19 protein-coding genes and 2 tRNA genes are annotated in these 19,067 nt (G+C 64.9%); 3 read left to right on the top strand and 18 right to left on the bottom strand.

Annotated elements, in window-relative coordinates:
- Positions 1-3 precede the first annotated feature (3 nt).
- The 17 genes from nuoN to ASF31_RS04170 all read right to left on the bottom strand — a co-directional run bounded on the left by nuoN (position 4) and on the right by ASF31_RS04170 (position 15,354).
- A complete protein-coding gene (gene nuoN, locus ASF31_RS04250; RefSeq protein WP_055753495.1) occupies positions 4-1,446 on the bottom strand; it encodes an NADH-quinone oxidoreductase subunit NuoN in 1,443 nt (480 codons plus the stop codon).
- Positions 1,447-1,455: 9 nt separating this feature from the next.
- Positions 1,456-2,940 carry an NADH-quinone oxidoreductase subunit M gene (locus tag ASF31_RS04245; protein WP_055753494.1) on the bottom strand — a complete coding sequence of 495 codons (1,485 nt, stop codon included), beginning with the start codon at positions 2,938-2,940 and terminating at the stop codon, positions 1,456-1,458.
- 4 nt (positions 2,941-2,944) lie between these two features.
- On the bottom strand, positions 2,945-5,032 hold the full coding sequence (gene nuoL, locus ASF31_RS04240; RefSeq protein ID WP_055753493.1) for an NADH-quinone oxidoreductase subunit L: 2,088 nt from the start codon (positions 5,030-5,032) through the stop codon (positions 2,945-2,947).
- 2 nt (positions 5,033-5,034) lie between these two features.
- A complete protein-coding gene (gene nuoK / locus ASF31_RS04235) occupies positions 5,035-5,340 on the bottom strand; it encodes an NADH-quinone oxidoreductase subunit NuoK (protein ID WP_039247409.1) in 306 nt (101 codons plus the stop codon).
- A complete protein-coding gene (locus ASF31_RS04230) occupies positions 5,340-5,966 on the bottom strand; it encodes an NADH-quinone oxidoreductase subunit J (RefSeq protein ID WP_017503986.1) in 627 nt (208 codons plus the stop codon). Before ASF31_RS04230 ends, nuoK begins: the two co-directional genes overlap by 1 nt.
- A gap of 74 nt (positions 5,967-6,040) precedes the next feature.
- Positions 6,041-6,532, bottom strand: coding sequence for an NADH-quinone oxidoreductase subunit NuoI (nuoI, locus tag ASF31_RS04225; protein WP_017503987.1), 492 nt, complete (start codon positions 6,530-6,532; stop codon positions 6,041-6,043).
- Positions 6,532-6,711, bottom strand: a complete 180-nt coding sequence (locus ASF31_RS04220; RefSeq protein WP_055753492.1) for a hypothetical protein — start codon at positions 6,709-6,711, stop codon at positions 6,532-6,534. Before ASF31_RS04220 ends, nuoI begins: the two co-directional genes overlap by 1 nt.
- On the bottom strand, positions 6,711-7,784 hold the full coding sequence (gene nuoH / locus ASF31_RS04215) for an NADH-quinone oxidoreductase subunit NuoH (protein WP_039247406.1): 1,074 nt from the start codon (positions 7,782-7,784) through the stop codon (positions 6,711-6,713). Before nuoH ends, ASF31_RS04220 begins: the two co-directional genes overlap by 1 nt.
- Positions 7,785-7,787: 3 nt before the next feature.
- Positions 7,788-9,833, bottom strand: coding sequence for an NADH-quinone oxidoreductase subunit NuoG (gene nuoG, locus ASF31_RS04210; RefSeq protein WP_055753491.1), 2,046 nt, complete (start codon positions 9,831-9,833; stop codon positions 7,788-7,790).
- Positions 9,833-10,228, bottom strand: coding sequence for a hypothetical protein (locus tag ASF31_RS04205; protein WP_055753490.1), 396 nt, complete (start codon positions 10,226-10,228; stop codon positions 9,833-9,835). Before ASF31_RS04205 ends, nuoG begins: the two co-directional genes overlap by 1 nt.
- A gap of 2 nt (positions 10,229-10,230) precedes the next feature.
- Positions 10,231-11,544, bottom strand: coding sequence for an NADH-quinone oxidoreductase subunit NuoF (gene nuoF / locus ASF31_RS04200; RefSeq protein ID WP_055753489.1), 1,314 nt, complete (start codon positions 11,542-11,544; stop codon positions 10,231-10,233).
- Positions 11,545-11,549: 5 nt separating this feature from the next.
- Positions 11,550-11,813, bottom strand: a complete 264-nt coding sequence (locus tag ASF31_RS04195) for a hypothetical protein (RefSeq protein WP_055753488.1) — start codon at positions 11,811-11,813, stop codon at positions 11,550-11,552.
- Positions 11,813-12,490 carry an NADH-quinone oxidoreductase subunit NuoE gene (gene nuoE, locus ASF31_RS04190; RefSeq protein WP_055753487.1) on the bottom strand — a complete coding sequence of 226 codons (678 nt, stop codon included), beginning with the start codon at positions 12,488-12,490 and terminating at the stop codon, positions 11,813-11,815. Before nuoE ends, ASF31_RS04195 begins: the two co-directional genes overlap by 1 nt.
- Positions 12,487-13,665: an NADH-quinone oxidoreductase subunit D gene (locus tag ASF31_RS04185; protein ID WP_156355926.1), complete on the bottom strand. Its 1,179-nt coding sequence runs from the start codon at positions 13,663-13,665 to the stop codon at positions 12,487-12,489. The genes nuoE and ASF31_RS04185 overlap by 4 nt, the downstream gene beginning before the upstream one ends.
- 86 nt (positions 13,666-13,751) lie before the next feature.
- On the bottom strand, positions 13,752-14,381 hold the full coding sequence (locus tag ASF31_RS04180; RefSeq protein WP_055753486.1) for an NADH-quinone oxidoreductase subunit C: 630 nt from the start codon (positions 14,379-14,381) through the stop codon (positions 13,752-13,754).
- On the bottom strand, positions 14,378-15,007 hold the full coding sequence (locus ASF31_RS04175) for an NADH-quinone oxidoreductase subunit B family protein (RefSeq protein ID WP_087119131.1): 630 nt from the start codon (positions 15,005-15,007) through the stop codon (positions 14,378-14,380). Before ASF31_RS04175 ends, ASF31_RS04180 begins: the two co-directional genes overlap by 4 nt.
- Positions 14,977-15,354: an NADH-quinone oxidoreductase subunit A gene (locus ASF31_RS04170; RefSeq protein ID WP_055753485.1), complete on the bottom strand. Its 378-nt coding sequence runs from the start codon at positions 15,352-15,354 to the stop codon at positions 14,977-14,979. The genes ASF31_RS04175 and ASF31_RS04170 overlap by 31 nt, the downstream gene beginning before the upstream one ends.
- A gap of 205 nt (positions 15,355-15,559) precedes the next feature.
- Here ASF31_RS04170 and ASF31_RS04165 point away from each other — a divergent pair, with 205 nt between their 5' ends.
- The 3 genes from ASF31_RS04165 to ASF31_RS04155 all read left to right on the top strand — a co-directional run bounded on the left by ASF31_RS04165 (position 15,560) and on the right by ASF31_RS04155 (position 17,521).
- On the top strand, positions 15,560-17,191 hold the full coding sequence (locus ASF31_RS04165) for an AbgT family transporter (protein WP_055753484.1): 1,632 nt from the start codon (positions 15,560-15,562) through the stop codon (positions 17,189-17,191).
- A 96-nt stretch (positions 17,192-17,287) separates the two neighbouring features.
- A tRNA-Asp gene (locus ASF31_RS04160) sits at positions 17,288-17,364 on the top strand.
- An 80-nt stretch (positions 17,365-17,444) separates the two neighbouring features.
- Positions 17,445-17,521: transfer RNA gene (locus ASF31_RS04155), tRNA-Asp, on the top strand.
- Between the two features lie 85 nt (positions 17,522-17,606).
- On the opposite strand, the gene ASF31_RS04150 is transcribed toward ASF31_RS04155, so the two are convergent.
- Entirely contained in the window at positions 17,607-18,857 is a 1,251-nt protein-coding gene (locus ASF31_RS04150) for a glycosyltransferase (RefSeq protein WP_082465006.1), read from the bottom strand.
- Positions 18,858-19,067 lie beyond the last annotated feature (210 nt).

Genomic DNA, 19,067 nt, shown 5'->3' with positions numbered 1-19,067 from the left:
GCCCTACCCGTTCCCGAAGCCGGCGCTCGCAGCCTTGGTCAGCGGCTCCAACCAGGTCAGACCGACAATCACCAGGGGGAAGGCGAAGGCGGCGCACGCCCAGCCGATCCACTTGGCCTCGACCGGCGCGGCGTCGGTGGCGATGTCATCCACCGGCGCATCAAACCACATCAGCTTGATGATGCGCAGATAGTAGAAGGCGGCGACGACCGACGCGACCAGACCGGCGGCCGCGACAGGCCACAGTCCCGCATCGGCGGCGGCGCCGAACACATAGTATTTGCCCCAGAAGCCCGAGAACGGCGGCATGCCGAGGACCGACAGCGACAGGATGGTTAGGGCGACGGCCGTCAGCGGACGATCCTTCTTCAATCCGGCCAGATCGGCGATGCGGCGGATCGGACGGCCCGACTTGGACAGGCTGAGCAGGATGGCGAAGAAGCCCAGTTGGTCGATGACATACAGCGTCATGAACATCAGCATGGCCTGCAAACCCTCGGCCGTGCCCGCCGCAATTCCCAGCAGCGCGTAACCGATGTTGGCGATCGACGAATAGGCTAGCAGGCGCTGGATGTCCTTCTGCGCCAGGCCGCCAAAGGCGCCGACGACGAAGCTGATCAGCGAGATGGCGATCAGGACCTGCGACCACTGAGCGTGGGCGTCGCCGAAACCGTTTTCCAGCGCGCGAGCGATCAGCACCATGGCCGCCACCTTGGGCGCCGTGGCGAACAGGGCCACGACCGGCGTCGGCGCGCCTTCATAGACGTCGGGCGTCCACATGTGGAACGGCGCGGCCGATACCTTGAACGCCAGGCCGCAGATCAGGAAGACAAGGCCGAAGACCAGGCCCGGGCCGGGATTGTCGGCGGCGACGGCGGCGATGTCCTCGAACCGCATAGAGCCGGCGAAGCCGTAGATGAGGCTGGCGCCATACAGCAGCAGGCCCGACGACAGCGCGCCCAGGACGAAATACTTCAGGCCCGCTTCCGACGCCTTGACGTCGTTGCGGTGGAAGGCGGCGAGCACATACAGGGCCAGCGAGTGCAGCTCGATCCCGACATACATGGAGATCAGGTCGCCCGAGGACGCCATCATCCCCATGCCGGCCGAGGCCAACACGATCAGGACCGGATATTCGAACTTGGCGATGCGCGTACGCTTCATCCAGCCGTCACCCAGCACGACCGCCACGGCGGCCGACAAATAGATCAGGCTCTTGGCGTAGATGGCCAGCGGATCGGCGACATAGGCGCCGTTGAAGGCGACGCCCCACGGTCCGACGATCGAGATGACCGATGCAGCGATCAGCAGCAGGACCGACAGGATCGAGACCAGACGGGCGCTCTTGTCGCCCATGAAGGCGCCGACCATCAGCAGGACCAGGGCGCCGACCGCGAGGGTGACTTCCGAGGCGGCGAGATGCAGGGCGGAGGATAGATCAGGCATCTGTAAGTCTCACCCGCCGATCGCGGCGCGATACGCGCTGGTCAGGGCCTCGACGGCAGGCCCGGTATAATCAAGGACTGAGGCCGGATGGACCCCCAGCCAGATGGTGCCGACGATCAGGGGCACGAACAGCAGGAGTTCGCGCTTGTCGATGTCGGTGATGGTCTCAAGCTTCGGATTGGTGATCTCGCCGAACATGACCGCGCGGTACAGGGTCAGGGCGTAGACCGCCGAGAAGATGACGCCCGAGGCCGCGACCAGCGCCGCCCAGGTCGAGGCGTTGTAGGCGCCCGTCATGGTCAGAACTTCGCCGATGAAGCCCGAGGTCCCCGGCAGGCCGACGTTGGCCATGGTGAACATCAGGAAGATGGCGGCGTACCACGGCATCTTGGACGTCAGGCCGCCGTAGAAGGCGATCTCGCGAGTGTGCATCCGGTCGTAGACGACGCCGACGCACAGGAACAAGGCGCCCGAGATCAGGCCGTGGCTGATCATCTGGAAGATGGCGCCCTGCATGCCGATGTCGTTGCCGGCGAAAATGCCCAAGGTCACGAAGCCCATGTGGGCCACGGACGAATAGGCGATCAGCTTCTTGATGTCCGTCTGACGCCAGGCGACCAGCGACGTATAGACGATGGCGATCACCGACAGGGTGAAGACCAGCGGCCGGAACATCTCCGACGCCATCGGGAACATCGGCACGTTGAACAGGATGAAGCCATAGCCGCCCAGCTTCAGCAGAATGCCCGCCAGGATGACCGAACCGGCCGTCGGCGCCTGAACGTGGGCGTCGGGCAGCCAGGTGTGGACCGGCCACATCGGCATCTTGACCGCGAACGAGGCGAAGAAGGCCAACCACAGGATCGGCTGGACGGCGGGATCGAAGGCGAAACGCTTCAGCTCGGGAATGCTGGTGGTGCCCGCCTCATGCGCCATCCACAGCATGGCCAGCAGCATCAGGACGGACCCCAGCAGGGTGTAGAGGAAGAACTTGTAGGCCGCATAGATGCGGTTCTGACCGCCCCAGATGCCGATGATCAGGAACATCGGGACCAGGGTGCCTTCGAAGAAGATGTAGAAGAGGAACAGGTCCAGCGAGGTGAATACCCCGATGACCAGCGTCTCCAGCACCAGGAAGGCGATCATATATTCGACGACGCGCGTTTCGACCGACTTCCAGCTGGCCAGGATGCAGATCGGCATCAGGAAGGCCGTCAGGAGCACGAACAGGATCGAAATCCCGTCGACGCCCAGGTGATAGCTGGCGCCCGCGAACCACGGGACCATCTCCACAAACTGATAGCCGGTGTTAGCCGGATCGAAGCCGGCGACCAGCGCGACCGACACCACCAGGGTCACCAGGGTGGTGATCAACGCGATCCAGCGCGCGGCCGGTGCGGTCGCATCGGCCGACTTTGACGTCAGCCGGGCGGCGAAGATCGCCAGGGCCCCGACCAGGGGCAGGAATGTAACGAGGCTCAGGATGTAGGGCACGAGATCAGGCTCCCCACGCGAGGATGGCGAAGGTGAGCAGACCAGCCACCCCGAGCAGCATCACGAAGGCGTAGTGATAGACATAGCCGGACTGGATCTTGCCCAGTCGAGCGGCGGATTTCAGCGACACCCAGGCGGCGCCGTTCGGGCCCAGACCGTCGATGATCTTCACGTCGCAGATCTTCCAGAAGAAGTTCCCGATGGCGCGGAAGCCGCGCACGAAGACGAAGTCGTACAGCTCGTCGAAGTACCACTTGTTGTAGAGGAAGCGGTAGATGACGCCGTTCCGCTCGGCCATGCGACGGCCCATGCCCTCGCGAGCGACGTAGATCCAATAGGCGAAGGCGGTGCCGATCAGCGTCAGGATCAGCGGCGACCATTTCACCCAGGTCGGAACGTCGTGGCTTTCGTGCAGGACGTGGTTGTTCGCACCGGTGAAGATCGCGCCGCGCCAGAACTCGCCCTCATGGTGGCCGATAAAGTGCGGCGCGAAGACGAAGCCGGCGGCGACGGCGCCGACCGACAGCAGGATCAGCGGAACCAGCATGACCAGCGGGCTCTCATGCGGCTTCAGCGGACCATGATGACCGTGGTCGTCATGCGCATGATCGTCGTGATGATCGCCGACCGGCTCGGAATGGGTTTCCAGCTGGGCGTGGGAAGCGTGGTCGTCAGCATGATGGGCGTCGCCCTCTTCCTTCCACACCGGCTTGTTGTGGAAGGTCATGAAGACCAGGCGCCACGAATAGTAGGCCGTCAGACCGGCGGCGATGATGCCGACGAAGAAGGCGAACAGACCGATGGCCGAGTGACCCGAGGCCGCCGAGGCATAGGCGCTCTCGATGATCGAATCCTTGGAGTAGAAGCCGGCGAAGCCGCCGACGCCGGGGATGCCGAGGCCGGTGATGGCGATGGTGCCGATGGTCATCACTGCATAGGTGACCGGCAGCAGCTTCCACAGCCCGCCCATCTTCCGCATATCCTGCTCGTGATGCATGCCGTGGATGACCGAACCGGCGCCCAGGAACAGCAGCGCCTTGAAGAAGGCGTGCGTGAACAGGTGGAACATGGCCGCCTGATAGGCGCCGACGCCCGCCGCGAAGAACATGTAGCCCAGCTGCGAACAGGTCGAATAGGCGATGACCCGCTTGATGTCGTTCTGGGTCAGGCCGACCGTGGCGGCGAACAGGGCCGTGATGGCGCCGATGATGGCGATGATCTGCGACGCGCCCGGCGCATATTCATAGATGGGGCTCAACAGGCAGACCATATAGACGCCGGCGGTGACCATGGTCGCGGCGTGGATCAGCGCCGACACCGGGGTCGGGCCTTCCATCGCGTCCGGCAACCAGGTGTGCAGGAAGAACTGAGCCGACTTGCCCATGGCGCCGATGAACAGCAGGAAGCCGGCCAGATCCAGCGCGGACCACTGGACGCCCAGGAACTCCCACGTCGTGCCGGCCTTGGTGGCGATCAGCGGGAACAGTTCGGCGAAGTTGATGGTGCCGTACATCCAGAAGATCGTCATGATCCCCAGCACGAAACCGAAGTCGCCGACGCGGTTGACGACGAAGGCCTTGATGGCGGCGGCGCTGGCCGTCGGCTTCTTGAACCAGAAGCCGATCAGCAGATAGGACGCCAGGCCCACGCCTTCCCAGCCGAAGAAGATCTGCATGAAGTCGGCCGCCGTCACCAGCGCCAGCATCATGAAGGTGAACAGCGACAGATAGGCGAAGAAGCGCGGCCGGCTGTCGTCCTCGGTCATGTAGCCCCAGGAGTACAGGTGAACCAGCGACGACACGCTGGTGACCACGATCAGCATGATCGCCGAGAGGGCGTCGATACGGATCGACCAGGCCGACTGGAAGTCGCCGACGTTGATGAAGGGCGCCAGGCGAATGGTGAAGGGCTCCAGATGGCCCCAGGTCCATTGGACGAACACCGTCCAGGCCACGACGCAAGAGAAGAACAGCAGGCCGGTCGTAACGGCCTGCGACGGGATGTTGCCGATCCGGCGTCCGAAGAAGCCGGCGATCGCCGCGCCCAGCAGCGGGGCGAAGATCCCGAGAATGACGAGGGTATGGAAGGTCACGCTCAGCCCTTCATCACGGAGGCGTCGTCCACGGCGATGTCGCCGCGGTTACGGAAGAAGGTCACCAGGATCGCCAGGCCGACGGCGGCCTCGGCCGCGGCGACGGTCAGGACGAACATCGCCATGATCTGCCCGCTGATCTCGTTCAGATAGGCCGAGAAGGCGACGAAGTTGATGTTCACCGCCAGCAGGATCAGCTCGATCGACATCAGGATGATGATGACGTTCTTACGGTTCACGAAGATGCCGAACACACCGATGGTGAACAGGATCGCAGCGACCGTCAGATAGTGGGTCAGACCGATCATCAGAGAAGCTCCTCGGCGCTGACGCCTTCGCCCGTGGCGGCGGACTTGATCTCGACCGACTTGCGACGGTCACGGTTCACCTGGTCGCCGGGGTTCTGGCGTTTGATGTGCGGCTTGTGGCGCAGGGTCAGTGTGATGGCGCCGATCATCGCGATCAGCAGAACGATCCCAGCCGCCTGGAAGAAGTAGACATAGTCTGTGTAGAGCACGCGGCCGATGGCCTCGACGTTCGTCACACTGGCGTCCGGCGCGCCCGGCGCCGGCAGGCCCGCAGCAGCGCCGCCCTGAACCACGGCGACCGAGACGATGATCATCTCGACCAGCAGCACGGCGGCGATGATGGCGCCCAGCGGCAGATAGCGAGCGTAACCTTCGCGCAGCTTCAGGAAGTCCACGTCCAGCATCATGACGACGAACAGGAACAGCACCGCGACCGCGCCCACATAGACGACCACCAGCAGCATCGCCAGAAACTCGGCGCCCAGCAGGACGAACAGACCCGCCGACGAGAAGAAGGCCAGGATCAACCACAGCACGCTGTGCACCGGGTTGCGCGCGGTCACGACCAAAAGGCCGGAAACCGTGGCGACCGCCGCCAGCAGATAGAAGGCTATGCCTTGCAGCATGTCGGGACGAAGCCCCTTTCGTATCGGCCGCGACCCCCATTCAGGAATCGCCGACCCGTTTAGCGAGATGCGCCTTAGCGGTAAGGCGCGTCGAGTTCCAGATTCTTGGCGATCTGCCGTTCCCAGCGGTCGCCGTTATCAAGCAGGCGTTGCTTGTCGTAGAGCAGCTCTTCGCGCGTCTCGACGGCGAACTCCGAGTTCGGCCCTTCCACGATGGCGTCCACCGGGCAGGCCTCTTGGCACAGGCCGCAGTAGATGCACTTGACCATGTCGATGTCGTAGCGGGTCGTGCGGCGGCTGCCGTCGGCGCGCGGCTCGGCCTCGATGGTGATGGCCTGGGCGGGGCAGATGGCTTCGCACAGCTTGCACGCGATGCAGCGTTCCTCACCGTTCGCATAGCGACGCAACGCGTGTTCGCCACGGAAACGTGGCGACTGCGGATTGCGCTCGAACGGATAGTTCACCGTCATCTTGGGACGGGCCATATATTTCAGCGACAGACCGATGGCGCCGATGACGTCCAGCATCATCGCGCCCTTGGTCGCCTGGACGATACGGGTGAACATCAGGGCTTATCCTTGGGGGCGGGCGTCGTCTGGGGTGCGGGCTGGCTGGCGCGCCAGTCCTGTTCGATGCGGTCCTGGCGTTGCTGCCATTGATAGCTCGACTCGGGCATGCGCGACGCGTCGGGCGCGCATGCGGCGGTCATCGTCAGAAGACCGAGGCCGATGATGACGCCGCGCATCACGACCCCACCACGAAGACGCGCCATGCCGACACGATCACGACCGCGACCAGCGACGTCGGCAGGAAGATCTTCCAGCCCAGACGCATCAGCTGGTCATAGCGATAGCGCGGCACGAACGCCTTCACCATCGAGATCATGATGAACCAGAAGACCGTCTTGGCCATGAAGGTCAGCAGATAGATCGTATAGGCGATCCAGGCCGGCAGCCCATCCATCCACGCCTGCGGCACGCCGGGGTTCCAGCCGCCGAAGAACAGCAGGCTGATCATCGCCGACATGAAGACGATGTTGACGTACTCGCCCATCATGAACAGCAGATACGGCGTCGAGCTGTATTCGACCTGATAACCCGCGACCAGTTCGGACTCGGCCTCGGGCAGGTCGAACGGCGGGCGGTTGGTCTCGGCCAGGGCCGAGATGAAGAAGATGATCGACATCGGGAACAGGATCACGACCAGCGGCCAGGTATCGGCGCCGCCGCCGAAGCCGTACCAGTTCCAGAACATGCCCTTCTGGCTGTCGACGATGGCCGACAGGTTCATGGTGCCGGCCAGCAGGATCACATTGATGATGATCAGGCCCAGCGAGACTTCATACGACACCATCTGCGCCGCCGAACGCAGCGAACCCAGGAACGGATACTTCGAGTTCGAAGCCCAACCGCCCATGATGATGCCGTAAACGCCCAGCGACGACACGGCGAAGATGTACAGGATGCCGACGTTCAGGTCCGACACCACCCAGCCGGGCGCGAACGGAATGACCGCCCAGGCCATGAAGGCCAGGATGACGGTGATGATCGGGGCGATGATGAAGACCGCCTTGTCCGCGCCGGCCGGGATCACGACCTCCTTCAGCACGAACTTGATCATGTCGGCGAAGGATTGAAGCAGGCCGAAGGGACCGACGACGTTCGGACCCTTGCGCATCTGCACCCCGGCCCAGACCTTGCGGTCGGCCAACAGCAGGAAGGCGACGGCGATCAGCACGCCGACCGTGATCAGCAGGACCTGGCCGACCGTGATCAGCGTCCAGCCCAGAGGCGTGGCCCAGAAGGAAACGGGGTCCATGGCTTACTCCGCCGCCATTGCGACCGGCTGGGTCCGCAGGGCGGACAGCTCGGCCATCGTCGCGCTGGCGCGCGCTATCGGATTGGAAAGATACGGGTCGGTCACGGCCGAGACGAAGGCACGGTCGCCCAGATCGCCCTTGGCGCCCAAGGCCGCCACGTCGAACGTCGCCGGCGCCGGCAGATAGTCGATCCGGCCAAAGGTCGGGTGATCGCTCATCAGCTTGGCGCGCAGCTGCTCCAGCGTGTCGTAAGGCAGGGTCTTGTCGACGCGCGCCGACAGGGCGCGGATGATGGCCCAGTCTTCCTTGGCCTCGCCCTTGGGGAAGACGACGCGTTCGGCCAGCTGCACCCGGCCCTCGGTGTTAACGTACAGGCCGGCCTTCTCGGTGTAGGCCGCGCCCGGCAGGATCACGTCCGCGCCGTGCGCGCCGCGGTCGCCATGGCTGCCCAGATAGACGCGGAAGGCGTTCGAACCGGTCGGATCAACCTCGTCGGCGCCCAACAGGAACAGAACGTCCAGGGCATCCGGCTTCAGCATTTCGGCGACGGTCAGGCCGCCCTCTGCCGGCACGAACCCCATGTCCAGACCGGCGACGCGCGAGGCGGCGTGGTGCAGGACGTTGAAGCCGTTCCAGCCGTCAGCGACCACGCCGACCTTCTTGGCCAGGGCGCCGAGTGCGTTCAGGACGGCCGGACCGCCCTCCCCGCCCAGCGCGCCGGAGCCGACGATGATCGCCGGACGCTCGGCCTTGGTCAGGAAGTCGAGCGCCGACTTGGGCAGCTTGGTCAGGGTCTGCGTACCTGCGCCCAGATAGGCGTAGTCGAACGTCAAGTCGGCCTGTTCGCCGATCAGACCGATCTCCATGTCGCCCTTCAGCCAGGCCTTGCGAAGGCGGGCGTTCAGCAGCGGCGCCTCGGTGCGCGGATTGGCGCCGACGATCAGAACGGCGTCAGCCTTTTCAATGCCTTCCAGGCCGGAGTTGAACAGCCATCCCTCACGCGGGCCGTAGCCCACGGCGGCGCCGTCCTGGCGGCAGTCGGTGTTGTTCGAGCCGAGCGCGCGGAACAAGTCCAGCGTCGCCTTCATCGACTCGGCGTCCTGCAGATCGCCGGCGATCACGCCGATGCGGTCGGCCGGTGCGGCCTTCAGCTTGGCGGCGACGGCGTCCAGCGCCTCATTCCACGAGGCGGCGCGCAGCTTGCCATTCTCACGGATCCACGGACGGTCCAGACGACGCGCGGTCAGGCCGTCGACGACGTAGCGGCTCTTGTCCGACAGCCACTCCTCGTTGATGCCCTCATTGACGCGCGGCAGCACGCGCATGACCTCGGACCCGCGGTAGTCGGCGCGGATGTTCGAGCCCAGGGCGTCCATGACGTCGATGGTCTCGGTCTTCTTCAGTTCCCACGGACGATAGTGGTACTGCCACGGACGGTGTGTCAGGGCGCCGACAGGGCACAGGTCGTTGACGTTGCCCGACAGTTCCGAGGCGACCGACTTCTCCAGATAGGTCGTGATCTCGGCGTCCTCGCCGCGCGAGATCATGCCGATGTCCGGCACGCCGGCGACTTCGGTGATGAAGCGGACGCAGCGCGTGCACTGAATGCAGCGCGTCATGAAGGTCTTGATGGTCGGACCCATCGCCTTTTCTTCGACCGCGCGCTTGTTCTCCGAATAGCGCGAGCCGTCGCGGCCGTAGCCGACCGACTGGTCCTGCAGGTCACACTCGCCGCCCTGGTCGCAGATCGGGCAATCCAGCGGGTGGTTGATGAGCAGGAACTCCATCACCCCTTCGCGGGCCTTCTTGACCATCGGCGTGTCGGTGAAGATTTCCTGACCTTCGGCGGCCGGAAGCGCGCACGAGGCCTGCGGCTTCGGCGGTCCAGGCTTCACCTCGACCAGGCACATGCGGCAGTTGCCGGCGATGGACAGGCGCTCGTGATAGCAGAAGCGCGGAATCTCTTGTCCGGCACGTTCGGCGACCTGGAGCACGGTCATCCCGGGCTCAAACTCGGTTTCGACGCCGTTGACCTTGGCGATAGGCATCAGCGGGCCTCTTGCTTGGCGGCGGGAGCCGCCATTTGTACATCCACGGACATCGGCTGACCGTCGCGGAACAGGCCCGCGCCGTCGGCTTGCGCCCGGCATTCGAATTCCAGCCTGCCGCCATCGACCGGCCCGCGCCACGACACCTGGGCCGTGCGTTCGCCGGTGGCGGTGAAGGCGACGGAGTCGCCTTCCTGGCCATACATGCGGTTCACCACGTCGCGGCAGACCGCTTCGAGGTTCGCCGGAGCCGCCGACGCCGCTTGAGCCGCGACCGGCGCAGCCTCGGCCGACGCCGCCTCGGGCGCTGGCGGGGCTTCGGGCGCAACCCTTCCCCCCTCGTCGCAAGCCGCGAGGATCGGGAGCATCAGCAACAGGGCGACGGCGAGGCGCATCTCTACTCCGCCGCGATCGCGTGGCCGGCGAAGTTCGCGCGGCGACTGCGATAGTTGGCGATCCGCTCTTCGATCTCGTGACGGAAGTGACGGATCAGGCCCTGAACCGGCCAGGCGGCGGCGTCGCCCAGGGCGCAGATGGTGTGGCCCTCGACCTGGCCGGCGACGTCCAGCAGCAGGTCGATTTCCGACGGATCGGCCTCGCCCACGGCCATCCGCTCCAGTACGCGCCACATCCAGCCGGTGCCTTCGCGGCACGGCGTGCACTGGCCGCAGCTCTCGTGCTTGAAGAAGTAGCTAATGCGGGCGATCGCCTTCACGATATCGGTCGACTCGTCCATCACCGTCACGCCGGCGGTGCCCAACGAAGAGCGAACCTCGCGCATGGAATCGAAGTCCATCAGGACCGTCTCGGCCTGTTCGCGCGTGATCACCGGGCAGGACGCGCCGCCGGGGATGATGGCCTTCAGATTGCTCCAGCCGCCACGCACGCCGCCGCCGTGATCCTCGATCAGCTGACGCAGCGGGATCGACATGGCCTCTTCGACCACGCACGGCGTGTTCACGTGGCCGGACAGCGACATCAGCTTGGTGCCGGTGTTGTTCGGACGGCCGAAGCCGGCGAACCAGTCGGCGCCGCGACGCAGGATCGTGCCGACGACGGCGATCGACTCGACGTTGTTCACCGTGGTCGGGCAGCCGTACAGGCCCGCGCCGGCCGGGAACGGCGGCTTAAGGCGCGGTTGACCCTTCTTGCCTTCCAACGATTCCAGCAGCGCCGTCTCTTCGCCGCAGATGTAGGCGCCCGCGCCGTGGTGGATATAGACGTGGAAGTCCCAGCCGTGGACGTTGCCGTCGCCGATCAGCTTAGCCTCATAGGCCTGCTTGACGGCGGCTTCCATCCGCTCGCGCTCCAGCACGTATTCGCCGCGCAGATAGATGTAGCAGGCATGGGCCTGCATCGCGAAGCTGGCGATCAGCGCGCCTTCGATCAGCAGGTGCGGATCATGGCGCATGATCTCGCGGTCCTTGCAGGTCGCGGGCTCGGATTCGTCGGCGTTGATGACCAGGTAGTGAGGACGATCCTTCACTTCCTTGGGCATGAAGGACCATTTCAGGCCGGTCGAGAAGCCCGCGCCGCCCCGGCCGCGCAGCCCCGAGGCCTTGACGTTGTTGATGATCCAGTCGCGCCCAAGGTCCAGCATGTCCTTGGTGGCGTTCCAGGCGCCGCGGTTTTTCGCCCCGTCCAGCGTCCAGTCGTGGAAGCCGTACAGGTTGGTGAAGATGCGATCCTTGTCTTCGAGAATGCCGACCATGGCCCTCAGAGTCCTTCCGCCAGACGGCGTTTGTGGTGGCGCGTGCGCATCCAGATGGCCGCGATGACCATCACCCAGCCCGCCGCCAGCATGAAGTAGGAGAGATTGACCGCCCACGGCCCGACTACGCCCTGACGCGAGATCAGGATCAGAACGGCCGCGCCGACGACCATGGCCAGGCCGCCCGCGCGCAGCGGACGCCCGACGTTGCGCAGTTCCTTGCGGTAGGCTGCGCGGCCCTCCTCAGTGTTCAGATCCGGCGGCGACATCAGGCCGGCGCCTTCTCGACCGGCGCGGGGTCGCTGTTCGGCAGCTTCTTGATCGGCTCGGCGGCCGAGCCGTTATACAGCGTCGCATCGAGCAGGGTCTTGGGCCCGCCTTCCGGCGCCGCATTGGTGCGACCGATGTAGGAGCCCGGCTCGGGCGTCTTTCCGGCGGCGAAGTCGTCGATGATCCGGCCGATCGTCTCGGGCGTCAGGTCCTCGAAATAATAGTCGTTGATCTGGGCCATCGGCGCATTGGAGCAGGCGCCTAGGCACTCGACTTCCTGCCAGGTGAAGCGACCGTCGGCGGACAGATGATCCTTGGGACCGATCTTTTCCTTGCAGACGCGCATCAGCTCATTGGCGCCGCGCAGCATGCACGGCGTGGTGCCGCACACCTGGATCAGCGCCGTCTTGCCGACCGGCTCCAGCATGAACATGGTGTAGAAGGTCGCGACCTCCAGCACCCGGATGTAGGCCATGTCCAGCAGCTCGGCGATCGCGCGGATAGCGGGTTCGGACACCCAGCCTTCCTGCTTCTGCACCAGCCACAGGATCGGGATCACCGCCGACTGACGGCGGCTTTCGGGATACTTCTTGATCCACCATTCAGCCTTGGCGGTCGTATCGGCCGAAAAGGCGAACGAGGCGGGCTGTTCCTTGGCGAGACGACGAACGCTCATCGGTCCACTTCTCCGAAAACGATGTCGAGCGAGCCCAGGATGGCGGACACGTCGGCCAGCTGGTGGCCTCGGTTCATCCAGTCCATCGCCTGCAGCGAGCGGAAGCCCGGCGCCGAGATCTTCACGCGATAGGGTTTGTTCGTGCCGTCCGACACCAGATAGATGCCGAACTCGCCCTTGGGCGCCTCGACCGAGGCGTAGACCTCGCCCTCGGGCGTCTTGAAGCCTTCGGTGTAGAGCTTGAAGTGGTGGATCAGCGACTCCATCGAGCGCTTCATCTCGCCACGGCGCGGCGGGACGATCTTGTTGTCCTCGACCATCACCGGCTCGCCGGGGCAGTTGCGCAGCTTATGGATGCACTGCTCCATGATCCGCACCGACTGCTTCATCTCCTCGATGCGCACCAGATAGCGGTCCCAGCAGTCGCCGTTCTTGCCGACCACCACATCGAAGTCGAGCTCGGCATAGCACTCATAGGGCTGCGACTTGCGCAGGTCCCAGGCGATGTTCGAGCCCCGCAGCATCACGCCGGTGAAGCCCCATTCCAGGGCTTCCTGCTTGGACACCACGCCGATGTCGACGTTGCGCTGTTTGAAGATGCGGTTCTCGGTGACCAGGCTTTCGATGTCCTTCAGCGCCGGCGGGAACTCGTGGCACCAGCGGCCGATGTCGTCGATCAGGTCCATCGGCAGGTCCTGGTGGACGCCGCCGGGACGGAAATAGTTGGCGTGCAGACGGGCGCCGCAAGCGCGCTCGTAGAACACCATCAGCTTTTCGCGTTCCTCAAAGCCCCAGAGCGGCGGCGTCAGGGCGCCGACGTCCATGGCCTGGGTCGTCACGTTCAGCATGTGCGACAGGATACGGCCGATTTCAGAGTACAGGACGCGGATCAACTGCGCCCGATACGGAACCTCGATGCCCAGCAGCTTCTCGATGGCCAGGCAGAAGGCGTGCTCCTGGTTCATCGGCGAGACGTAGTCCAACCGGTCCAGATACGGCACGTTCTGAAGGTAGGTGCGGGCCTCCATCAGCTTTTCGGTGCCGCGGTGCAGCAGGCCGATGTGCGGATCGACGCGCTCGACGATCTCGCCGTCCAGCTCCAGCACCAGGCGCAGCACGCCGTGCGCGGCCGGGTGTTGCGGACCGAAGTTGATGGTGAACTTGCGGTCTTCCATCTCGCGCGCGTGGGCGGTGCGGGTGTCGAGGTCGTCCTCGAACACATCGACGCCCAGCGGCGGCAGGGTGGGGTTTCCGTCAGCCATTACGCCTGGCCTCCCGCCTTCTCGTCGCCGGGCAGGACCGGCGCGGGGTATTCGGCGCCCTCCCAGGGCGACAGGAAATCGAAGGTGCGGAACTCTTGGGTCAGCTTGACCGGCTCATAGACCACGCGGCGCTGTTCCTCGTCGTAGCGGACCTCGACATAGCCCGTCATCGGGAAGTCCTTGCGCAGCGGATGGCCTTCGAACCCATAGTCCGTCAGCAGGCGACGCATGTCCGGGTGGCCCGAGAACAGCATGCCGTACATGTCGTAGGCTTCACGCTCGAACCAGTTGGCGGCCGGATAGGCCGAGATGACCGAGGGCACCGGCTGGGTCTCGTCGGTCGACACCTTGACGCGCAGGCGCGCGTTCCGGGTCATCGACAGCAGGTGATAGACGACCTCGAACCGCTCCTTGCGATCCGGATAGTCCACGCCGCAGAGGTCCAGCAGCTGCTGGAAGCCGAACTGATCGCGCAGCGCCGTCAGCACCTCGACGATCCGCTCGCGCGGCGCGACCAGCGTCAGTTCGCCGAACGCCACCTGGGCCTCGACGCCCAGCGCCCCGACCATCTCGGCGCCCAGCGGCGTCAGGGCGGCTTCGAGTTGCGCTTGAACAGCCAGAGAGGTCATCGGTCGATGGTCCCCGTGCGACGGATCTTCTTCTGCAGTTGCAGCAGGCCGTAAAGCAGCGCCTCGGCCGTCGGCGGGCAGCCGGGCACATAGACGTCGACCGGCACGACGCGGTCGCAACCGCGCACGACACTGTAACTATAGTGGTAGTAGCCGCCGCCGTTGGCGCAGCTGCCCATCGACACGACGTAGCGCGGGTCGGGCATCTGGTCGTAGACCTTGCGGATAGCCGGGGCCATCTTGTTGGTCAGGGTGCCGGCGACGATCATCAGGTCCGACTGACGCGGGCTGGCGCGCGGCGCCATGCCGAAGCGCTCGACATCGAAGCGCGGCATCGACATCTGGATCATCTCGACGGCGCAGCAGGCCAGGCCGAACGTCATCCACATCAGCGAGCCCGTGCGGGCCCAGTTGATGACGTCGTCGGCGGCGGCGACCAGATAGCCCCGCTCGCCGAGCTCCATGTTCACGGCTTCGAAGAACTTGTCGTGGACCTTTGGGTCATAACCCTCGACGGTCGAACGCGCGCCGGCGCCGGCCGGAACCAGCGGCGCGCCCGATGCAGACACCAGGCCTGCGGGCTTGGAAGCGGCGACTACTCCCATTCCAGGGCTCCCTTCTTCCATTCGTAGATGAAGCCGATGGTCAGCACGCCCAGGAAGACCATCATCGACCAGAAGGCGAAGACCATGCCGGCGTGCGACAGATCGAACATCGACACTGCCCATGGGAACAGGAAGGCGACTTCCAGGTCGAAGATGATGAACAGGATCGACACCAGATAGAAGCGGATGTCGAACTTCATCCGGGCATCGTCGAAGGCGTTGAAGCCGCACTCATAGGCCGACAGCTTCTCGCTATCGGGGCTCTTCGGCGCCAGCAGCAGCGGCAGCACGATGAAAAGAACGCCGATGAAGGCGGCTACGCCGGCGAAGACCAGGACCGGAAGATATTCGAGAAGGAATGCGTTCATTCGAAGAACCTCGTCCGCCGGGGAGAGGCGGGATTCGGCGCTTCTTAGACCCAAGACCGCCGCCGTTCAAACCCCTGCGGCCATTGGATTTTCATTGAGAACGGCTCGCAACTTTGCGCGCCATATGTCGCAGGGCCGACGCTTGCGCGTCGCCGGGCTGCAAAGGCCTATTGGCGAGCCGATCGCGTAACCGAAAGTCATCCGAATGAGCCTAGCCAGCCGCGCCCTGAACGCTGTCGAGCGGATCGGCAATCGACTTCCCGATCCTGTCTTCCTGTTCCTGTGGCTGATCGGCGGTTTGATCGTCCTCAGCATGGTCGGCGCCGGCCTGGGCTGGTCGGCCGTCAATCCGGTCACCGGCGATCAACTGGTCGCCAAGAGCTTGTTGTCTGCAGAAAATCTGGAACAGTTGATCATCGGCATGCCGCGCACGCTGGCGGACTTCCCGCCCCTCGGCATCGTCATCACCATCATCTATGGCGCTTCGGTCGCCGAACGCACAGGGATGTTCGCCACCGCCATTCGCGGCGCCCTGCTGAACGCCCCGCGTTCCATACTGACGCCTGTCGTCGTGATCACCGGCATGGTGTCCCATCACGCGTCGGACGCCTCCTATGTGGTGGTCATCCCGCTGGCGGCCGTCATCTTCGCCGCAGCGGGCCGACATCCGCTGGCGGGTCTGGCCGCAGGCTTCGCCGCCGTGTCGGGCGGATACGCCGGCAACCTGTTTCCCGGCGCCAGCGACGCCTTGATCCTGGGCATCACCGAGCCGGCCGCCCGCCTGATCGATCCGTCCTATTCCGTGAACATCGCCGGCAACTGGTTCTTCATCGTCGGCGTCGTCTTCGTCTTCACCCCCATCGTCTGGTTCCTGACCGACCGGGTGATCGAGCCGCGCCTCGGCGTCTGGAAACCGTCAGAAGGCGTCGCCGCAGCGAACGCCTCGGAAAAACAGCCCCTGACCGCCGCCGAAAAGCGTGGCCTGAAGTTCGCCGGCCTGGCGCTTCTCGGCATGATCGCGCTCTGGACCCTGCTGACCTTCATACCGGGCTCGCCGTTCGTCGATCCCGAGGTGGACCCGGAGCAGAAGTTCAATCCGCTCTACAAGTCCCTGGTCGCCTTCTTCGCCATCACCTTCTTCGTCACCGGCGGCGCCTATGGCGCGGGAGCTGGCACGATCCAGTCGCATCGCGACATGGTCACGATGATGCGCGACGGCATCGCCCAGTTGGCGCCCTATATCGTGCTGGCCTTCTTCGCCGCCCACTTCGTGGCCATGTTCAACTGGTCGGGCCTGGGGCCGATCCTGGCGGTCAATGCGGCGGCGGGTCTGAAGACCCTGGCCCTGCCCGCCCCGCTGCTGCTGATCTGCGTGGTCTTTGTCTCTTGCTTCTTTGACCTTTTCATCGGCTCGGCCTCGGCCAAGTGGTCGGCCTTGGCGCCCATCGTTGTGCCGATGTTCATGCTGCTGGGCATTTCGCCCGAGATGACGACCGCCGCCTATCGGATGGGCGATTCCGTCACCAACATCGCCACGCCGTTGATGAGCTACTTCCCGCTGATCCTGACCTTCGCCCAGCGATGGGATCCGCGATTCGGCCTCGGTTCCTTGATGGCGACCATGCTTCCCTACGCCGGGGCCTTCCTGGTCGCCGGTCTGGCCATGGTGGCGGCCTGGGTCGCTTTCGACCTGCCGCTGGGGCCGGGCGTCGGCGTCCACTATGAGCCGCCACCTCCCGCCGTGGCGGCCCATGAGCCTGCCGACGGCGGCGTAGCGGGCCCGCACAGCCCGCCCCAGGCGGCGATGGTGGCACCGTCCACAGCCCCTTCGCGTTGAGCGGCGCGTTTCTCCGAAAAGGTCGCTTGACGCGATGTGTCAGCCCGCCTAAACGACGCCCCTCGCCGGGGCGCACAGCCGCTTCGGCCGGGAAACGCGGGTGTAGCTCAGTTGGTTAGAGTGCCGGCCTGTCACGCCGGAGGTCGCGGGTTCGAGCCCCGTCACTCGCGCCACTCTTTCTAGAAATAGAAGAGTGGCGCACACCGCCTTCCCAAAAAGCTTTCGAAACAGCTCAAAAGTTTCGACCTGATACGCGGGTGTAGCTCAGTTGGTTAGAGTGCCGGCCTGTCACGCCGGAGGTCGCGGGTTCGAGCCCCGTCACTCGCGCCACTTCTTTTCAAGACATCGATAAAAGAAGTGGCGCACTCCCGTTTTCGGAAACGCGCCATTCGAACGCGTCGTGGCCCTGGCCGCCTCAGTGCAGCGGCAGTGCAATATCCGGGTTCACGAAAGCCGCTTCGCCCGTCAGCTCGCCATAGACCATGCAGAGGTCTTCGAAGACGCGGTTCCAGGCGAATTGGCTGACGGCCTTCTCGCGCGCCGCCCGACCGATCGCTTCGATGTCGCGCGTGAACAGGGCCTCGACCGCCTGGGCGTAATCGTCGGCGTCCGCGCTGGCGGCCAGTTGCCCCACGCTTTCGTCGACGGTTTCGGCGACCCCGCCCGCGTTGACCCCGACGACGGGCCGGCCGCAGGCCATGGCCTCCAGCACGATCAGCCCGAACGGCTCCTTGTCATTGGCGTGAACGAAGGCGTCGCAGCTGGCGATGATCTTTGCGACCGCCTTGGGATCGCTTTCATAGGGCATGGAGATGACGCGATCCTCTTCAGGCATCCCCGCGCCTGCGCCGACAAGAACCAGATGATAGGGCGCCCCCAGCTTCTGGACCGCCTCGATCAGCACATCGACGTTCTTCTCCTTGGCCGGACGACCGGCGAAGCACAGCAGCCGCGCGTCATCGCCCAGACCCAGCTGTTTCAGCAGCCACTGCCGGTCACGACGGTCCGGACGGAAAGTGTCGATCTCCACGCCCAGAGGCCGAATGACGATGTTGTTCACACCCGCCTCTTCCAGGCGCCGTGCGATAAAGCGGCTGGGCGACACCACCCGATCAAACTGTGAAAACAGCTTCGCCCAGCGCTTTTCCACCGGCTTCTTGGCCCATTCGCCGAAATGCAGCGCCGCGAGGCCCGCCGGATCGGAGTGGCAGAAGCCGACGACCGGGCATCCGACTCGCTGACCGGCCTCCAAAGCCCCTTGCCCGGGCGTGTAAGGATCTCCGGCCTCGATAATCGACGGCTTCATAGCCGCCACCCAGGCGCTCCAGCGTTTGACTGAACTGGGCCAGCGATAGCCATCGCCGAACGGCAGCTTGGTCGCCCTCAGTTGCACGATGCCGTCAGCGCGCGCCTTGTGACGCGCGCCGGGCACGATCAGCGAGTGACTGACCCCCGGCCGATTGGCCTCAATCCACGCCTTCTTGGACAGGATATATCGCTTCACGCCGCCCGAGCGCGGTGCATAAAGCATTGTGGTGTCCACCAAGCGGGGCCGCTCGTCCATCGCCGCCGCCTTCAGAGCCCGCAGCGTATCGGCGACTTCCACATCCAGCCCCGGAATCAGTCGGAGTTCGCTTTCCTGGACGTCGAGGTCTGTCATGCTCATGGAGTGTTCTCGCCTGGTCTGGGCTGTCGAACGCCGGAGGGGTTCGATGGATGCGTCCACGGGACGCGGCCTTTGGACCGTTCGACGCCCGTAGACCCGGGCGCGGCAAAGCTCAAGTGCGCGCCGTCGCGATTTCCTCCGCATTCGGCCTATGAGGCATCGACGAGCGAACGCGGGTCGCCTTACAGGATCGCCTCAGGACCATCACGG

Origin of the sequence: Brevundimonas sp. Leaf280 (genome assembly GCF_001422455.1) — a bacterium.
In the GTDB taxonomy this organism is placed as follows: Bacteria; Pseudomonadota; Alphaproteobacteria; order Caulobacterales; family Caulobacteraceae; genus Brevundimonas.
This window is presented reverse-complemented; position numbering and strand designations above follow the sequence as displayed.

Bases quoted from the DNA above. Each gene is read 5' to 3' on its own strand.
- nuoF (WP_055753489.1), bottom strand. From the start codon at position 11,544: ATGGTCGGCATTCTCGAAGACAAGGATCGCATCTTCACCAACCTGTAC.
- ASF31_RS04220 (WP_055753492.1), bottom strand. From the start codon at position 6,711: ATGCGCGGCGTCATCATCGGCCTCGGTCTTCTGACGATGACCGCCGCA.
- ASF31_RS04165 (WP_055753484.1), top strand. From the start codon at position 15,560: ATGAGCCTAGCCAGCCGCGCCCTGAACGCTGTCGAGCGGATCGGCAAT.
- ASF31_RS04195 (WP_055753488.1), bottom strand. From the start codon at position 11,813: ATGTCGCCGCCGGATCTGAACACTGAGGAGGGCCGCGCAGCCTACCGC.
- nuoE (WP_055753487.1), bottom strand. From the start codon at position 12,490: ATGAGCGTTCGTCGTCTCGCCAAGGAACAGCCCGCCTCGTTCGCCTTT.
- ASF31_RS04205 (WP_055753490.1), bottom strand. From the start codon at position 10,228: ATGCGCCTCGCCGTCGCCCTGTTGCTGATGCTCCCGATCCTCGCGGCT.
- nuoH (WP_039247406.1), bottom strand. From the start codon at position 7,784: ATGGACCCCGTTTCCTTCTGGGCCACGCCTCTGGGCTGGACGCTGATC.
- nuoI (WP_017503987.1), bottom strand. From the start codon at position 6,532: ATGTTCACCCGTATCGTCCAGGCGACCAAGGGCGCGATGATGCTGGAC.
- nuoN (WP_055753495.1), bottom strand. From the start codon at position 1,446: ATGCCTGATCTATCCTCCGCCCTGCATCTCGCCGCCTCGGAAGTCACC.
- ASF31_RS04150 (WP_082465006.1), bottom strand. From the start codon at position 18,857: ATGAGCATGACAGACCTCGACGTCCAGGAAAGCGAACTCCGACTGATT.
- ASF31_RS04175 (WP_087119131.1), bottom strand. From the start codon at position 15,007: ATGGAAGAAGGGAGCCCTGGAATGGGAGTAGTCGCCGCTTCCAAGCCC.
- ASF31_RS04230 (WP_017503986.1), bottom strand. From the start codon at position 5,966: ATGCTGCAAGGCATAGCCTTCTATCTGCTGGCGGCGGTCGCCACGGTT.
- ASF31_RS04170 (WP_055753485.1), bottom strand. From the start codon at position 15,354: ATGAACGCATTCCTTCTCGAATATCTTCCGGTCCTGGTCTTCGCCGGC.
- nuoG (WP_055753491.1), bottom strand. From the start codon at position 9,833: ATGCCTATCGCCAAGGTCAACGGCGTCGAAACCGAGTTTGAGCCCGGG.
- nuoK (WP_039247409.1), bottom strand. From the start codon at position 5,340: ATGATCGGTCTGACCCACTATCTGACGGTCGCTGCGATCCTGTTCACC.
- ASF31_RS04185 (WP_156355926.1), bottom strand. From the start codon at position 13,665: ATGGAAGACCGCAAGTTCACCATCAACTTCGGTCCGCAACACCCGGCC.
- ASF31_RS04180 (WP_055753486.1), bottom strand. From the start codon at position 14,381: ATGACCTCTCTGGCTGTTCAAGCGCAACTCGAAGCCGCCCTGACGCCG.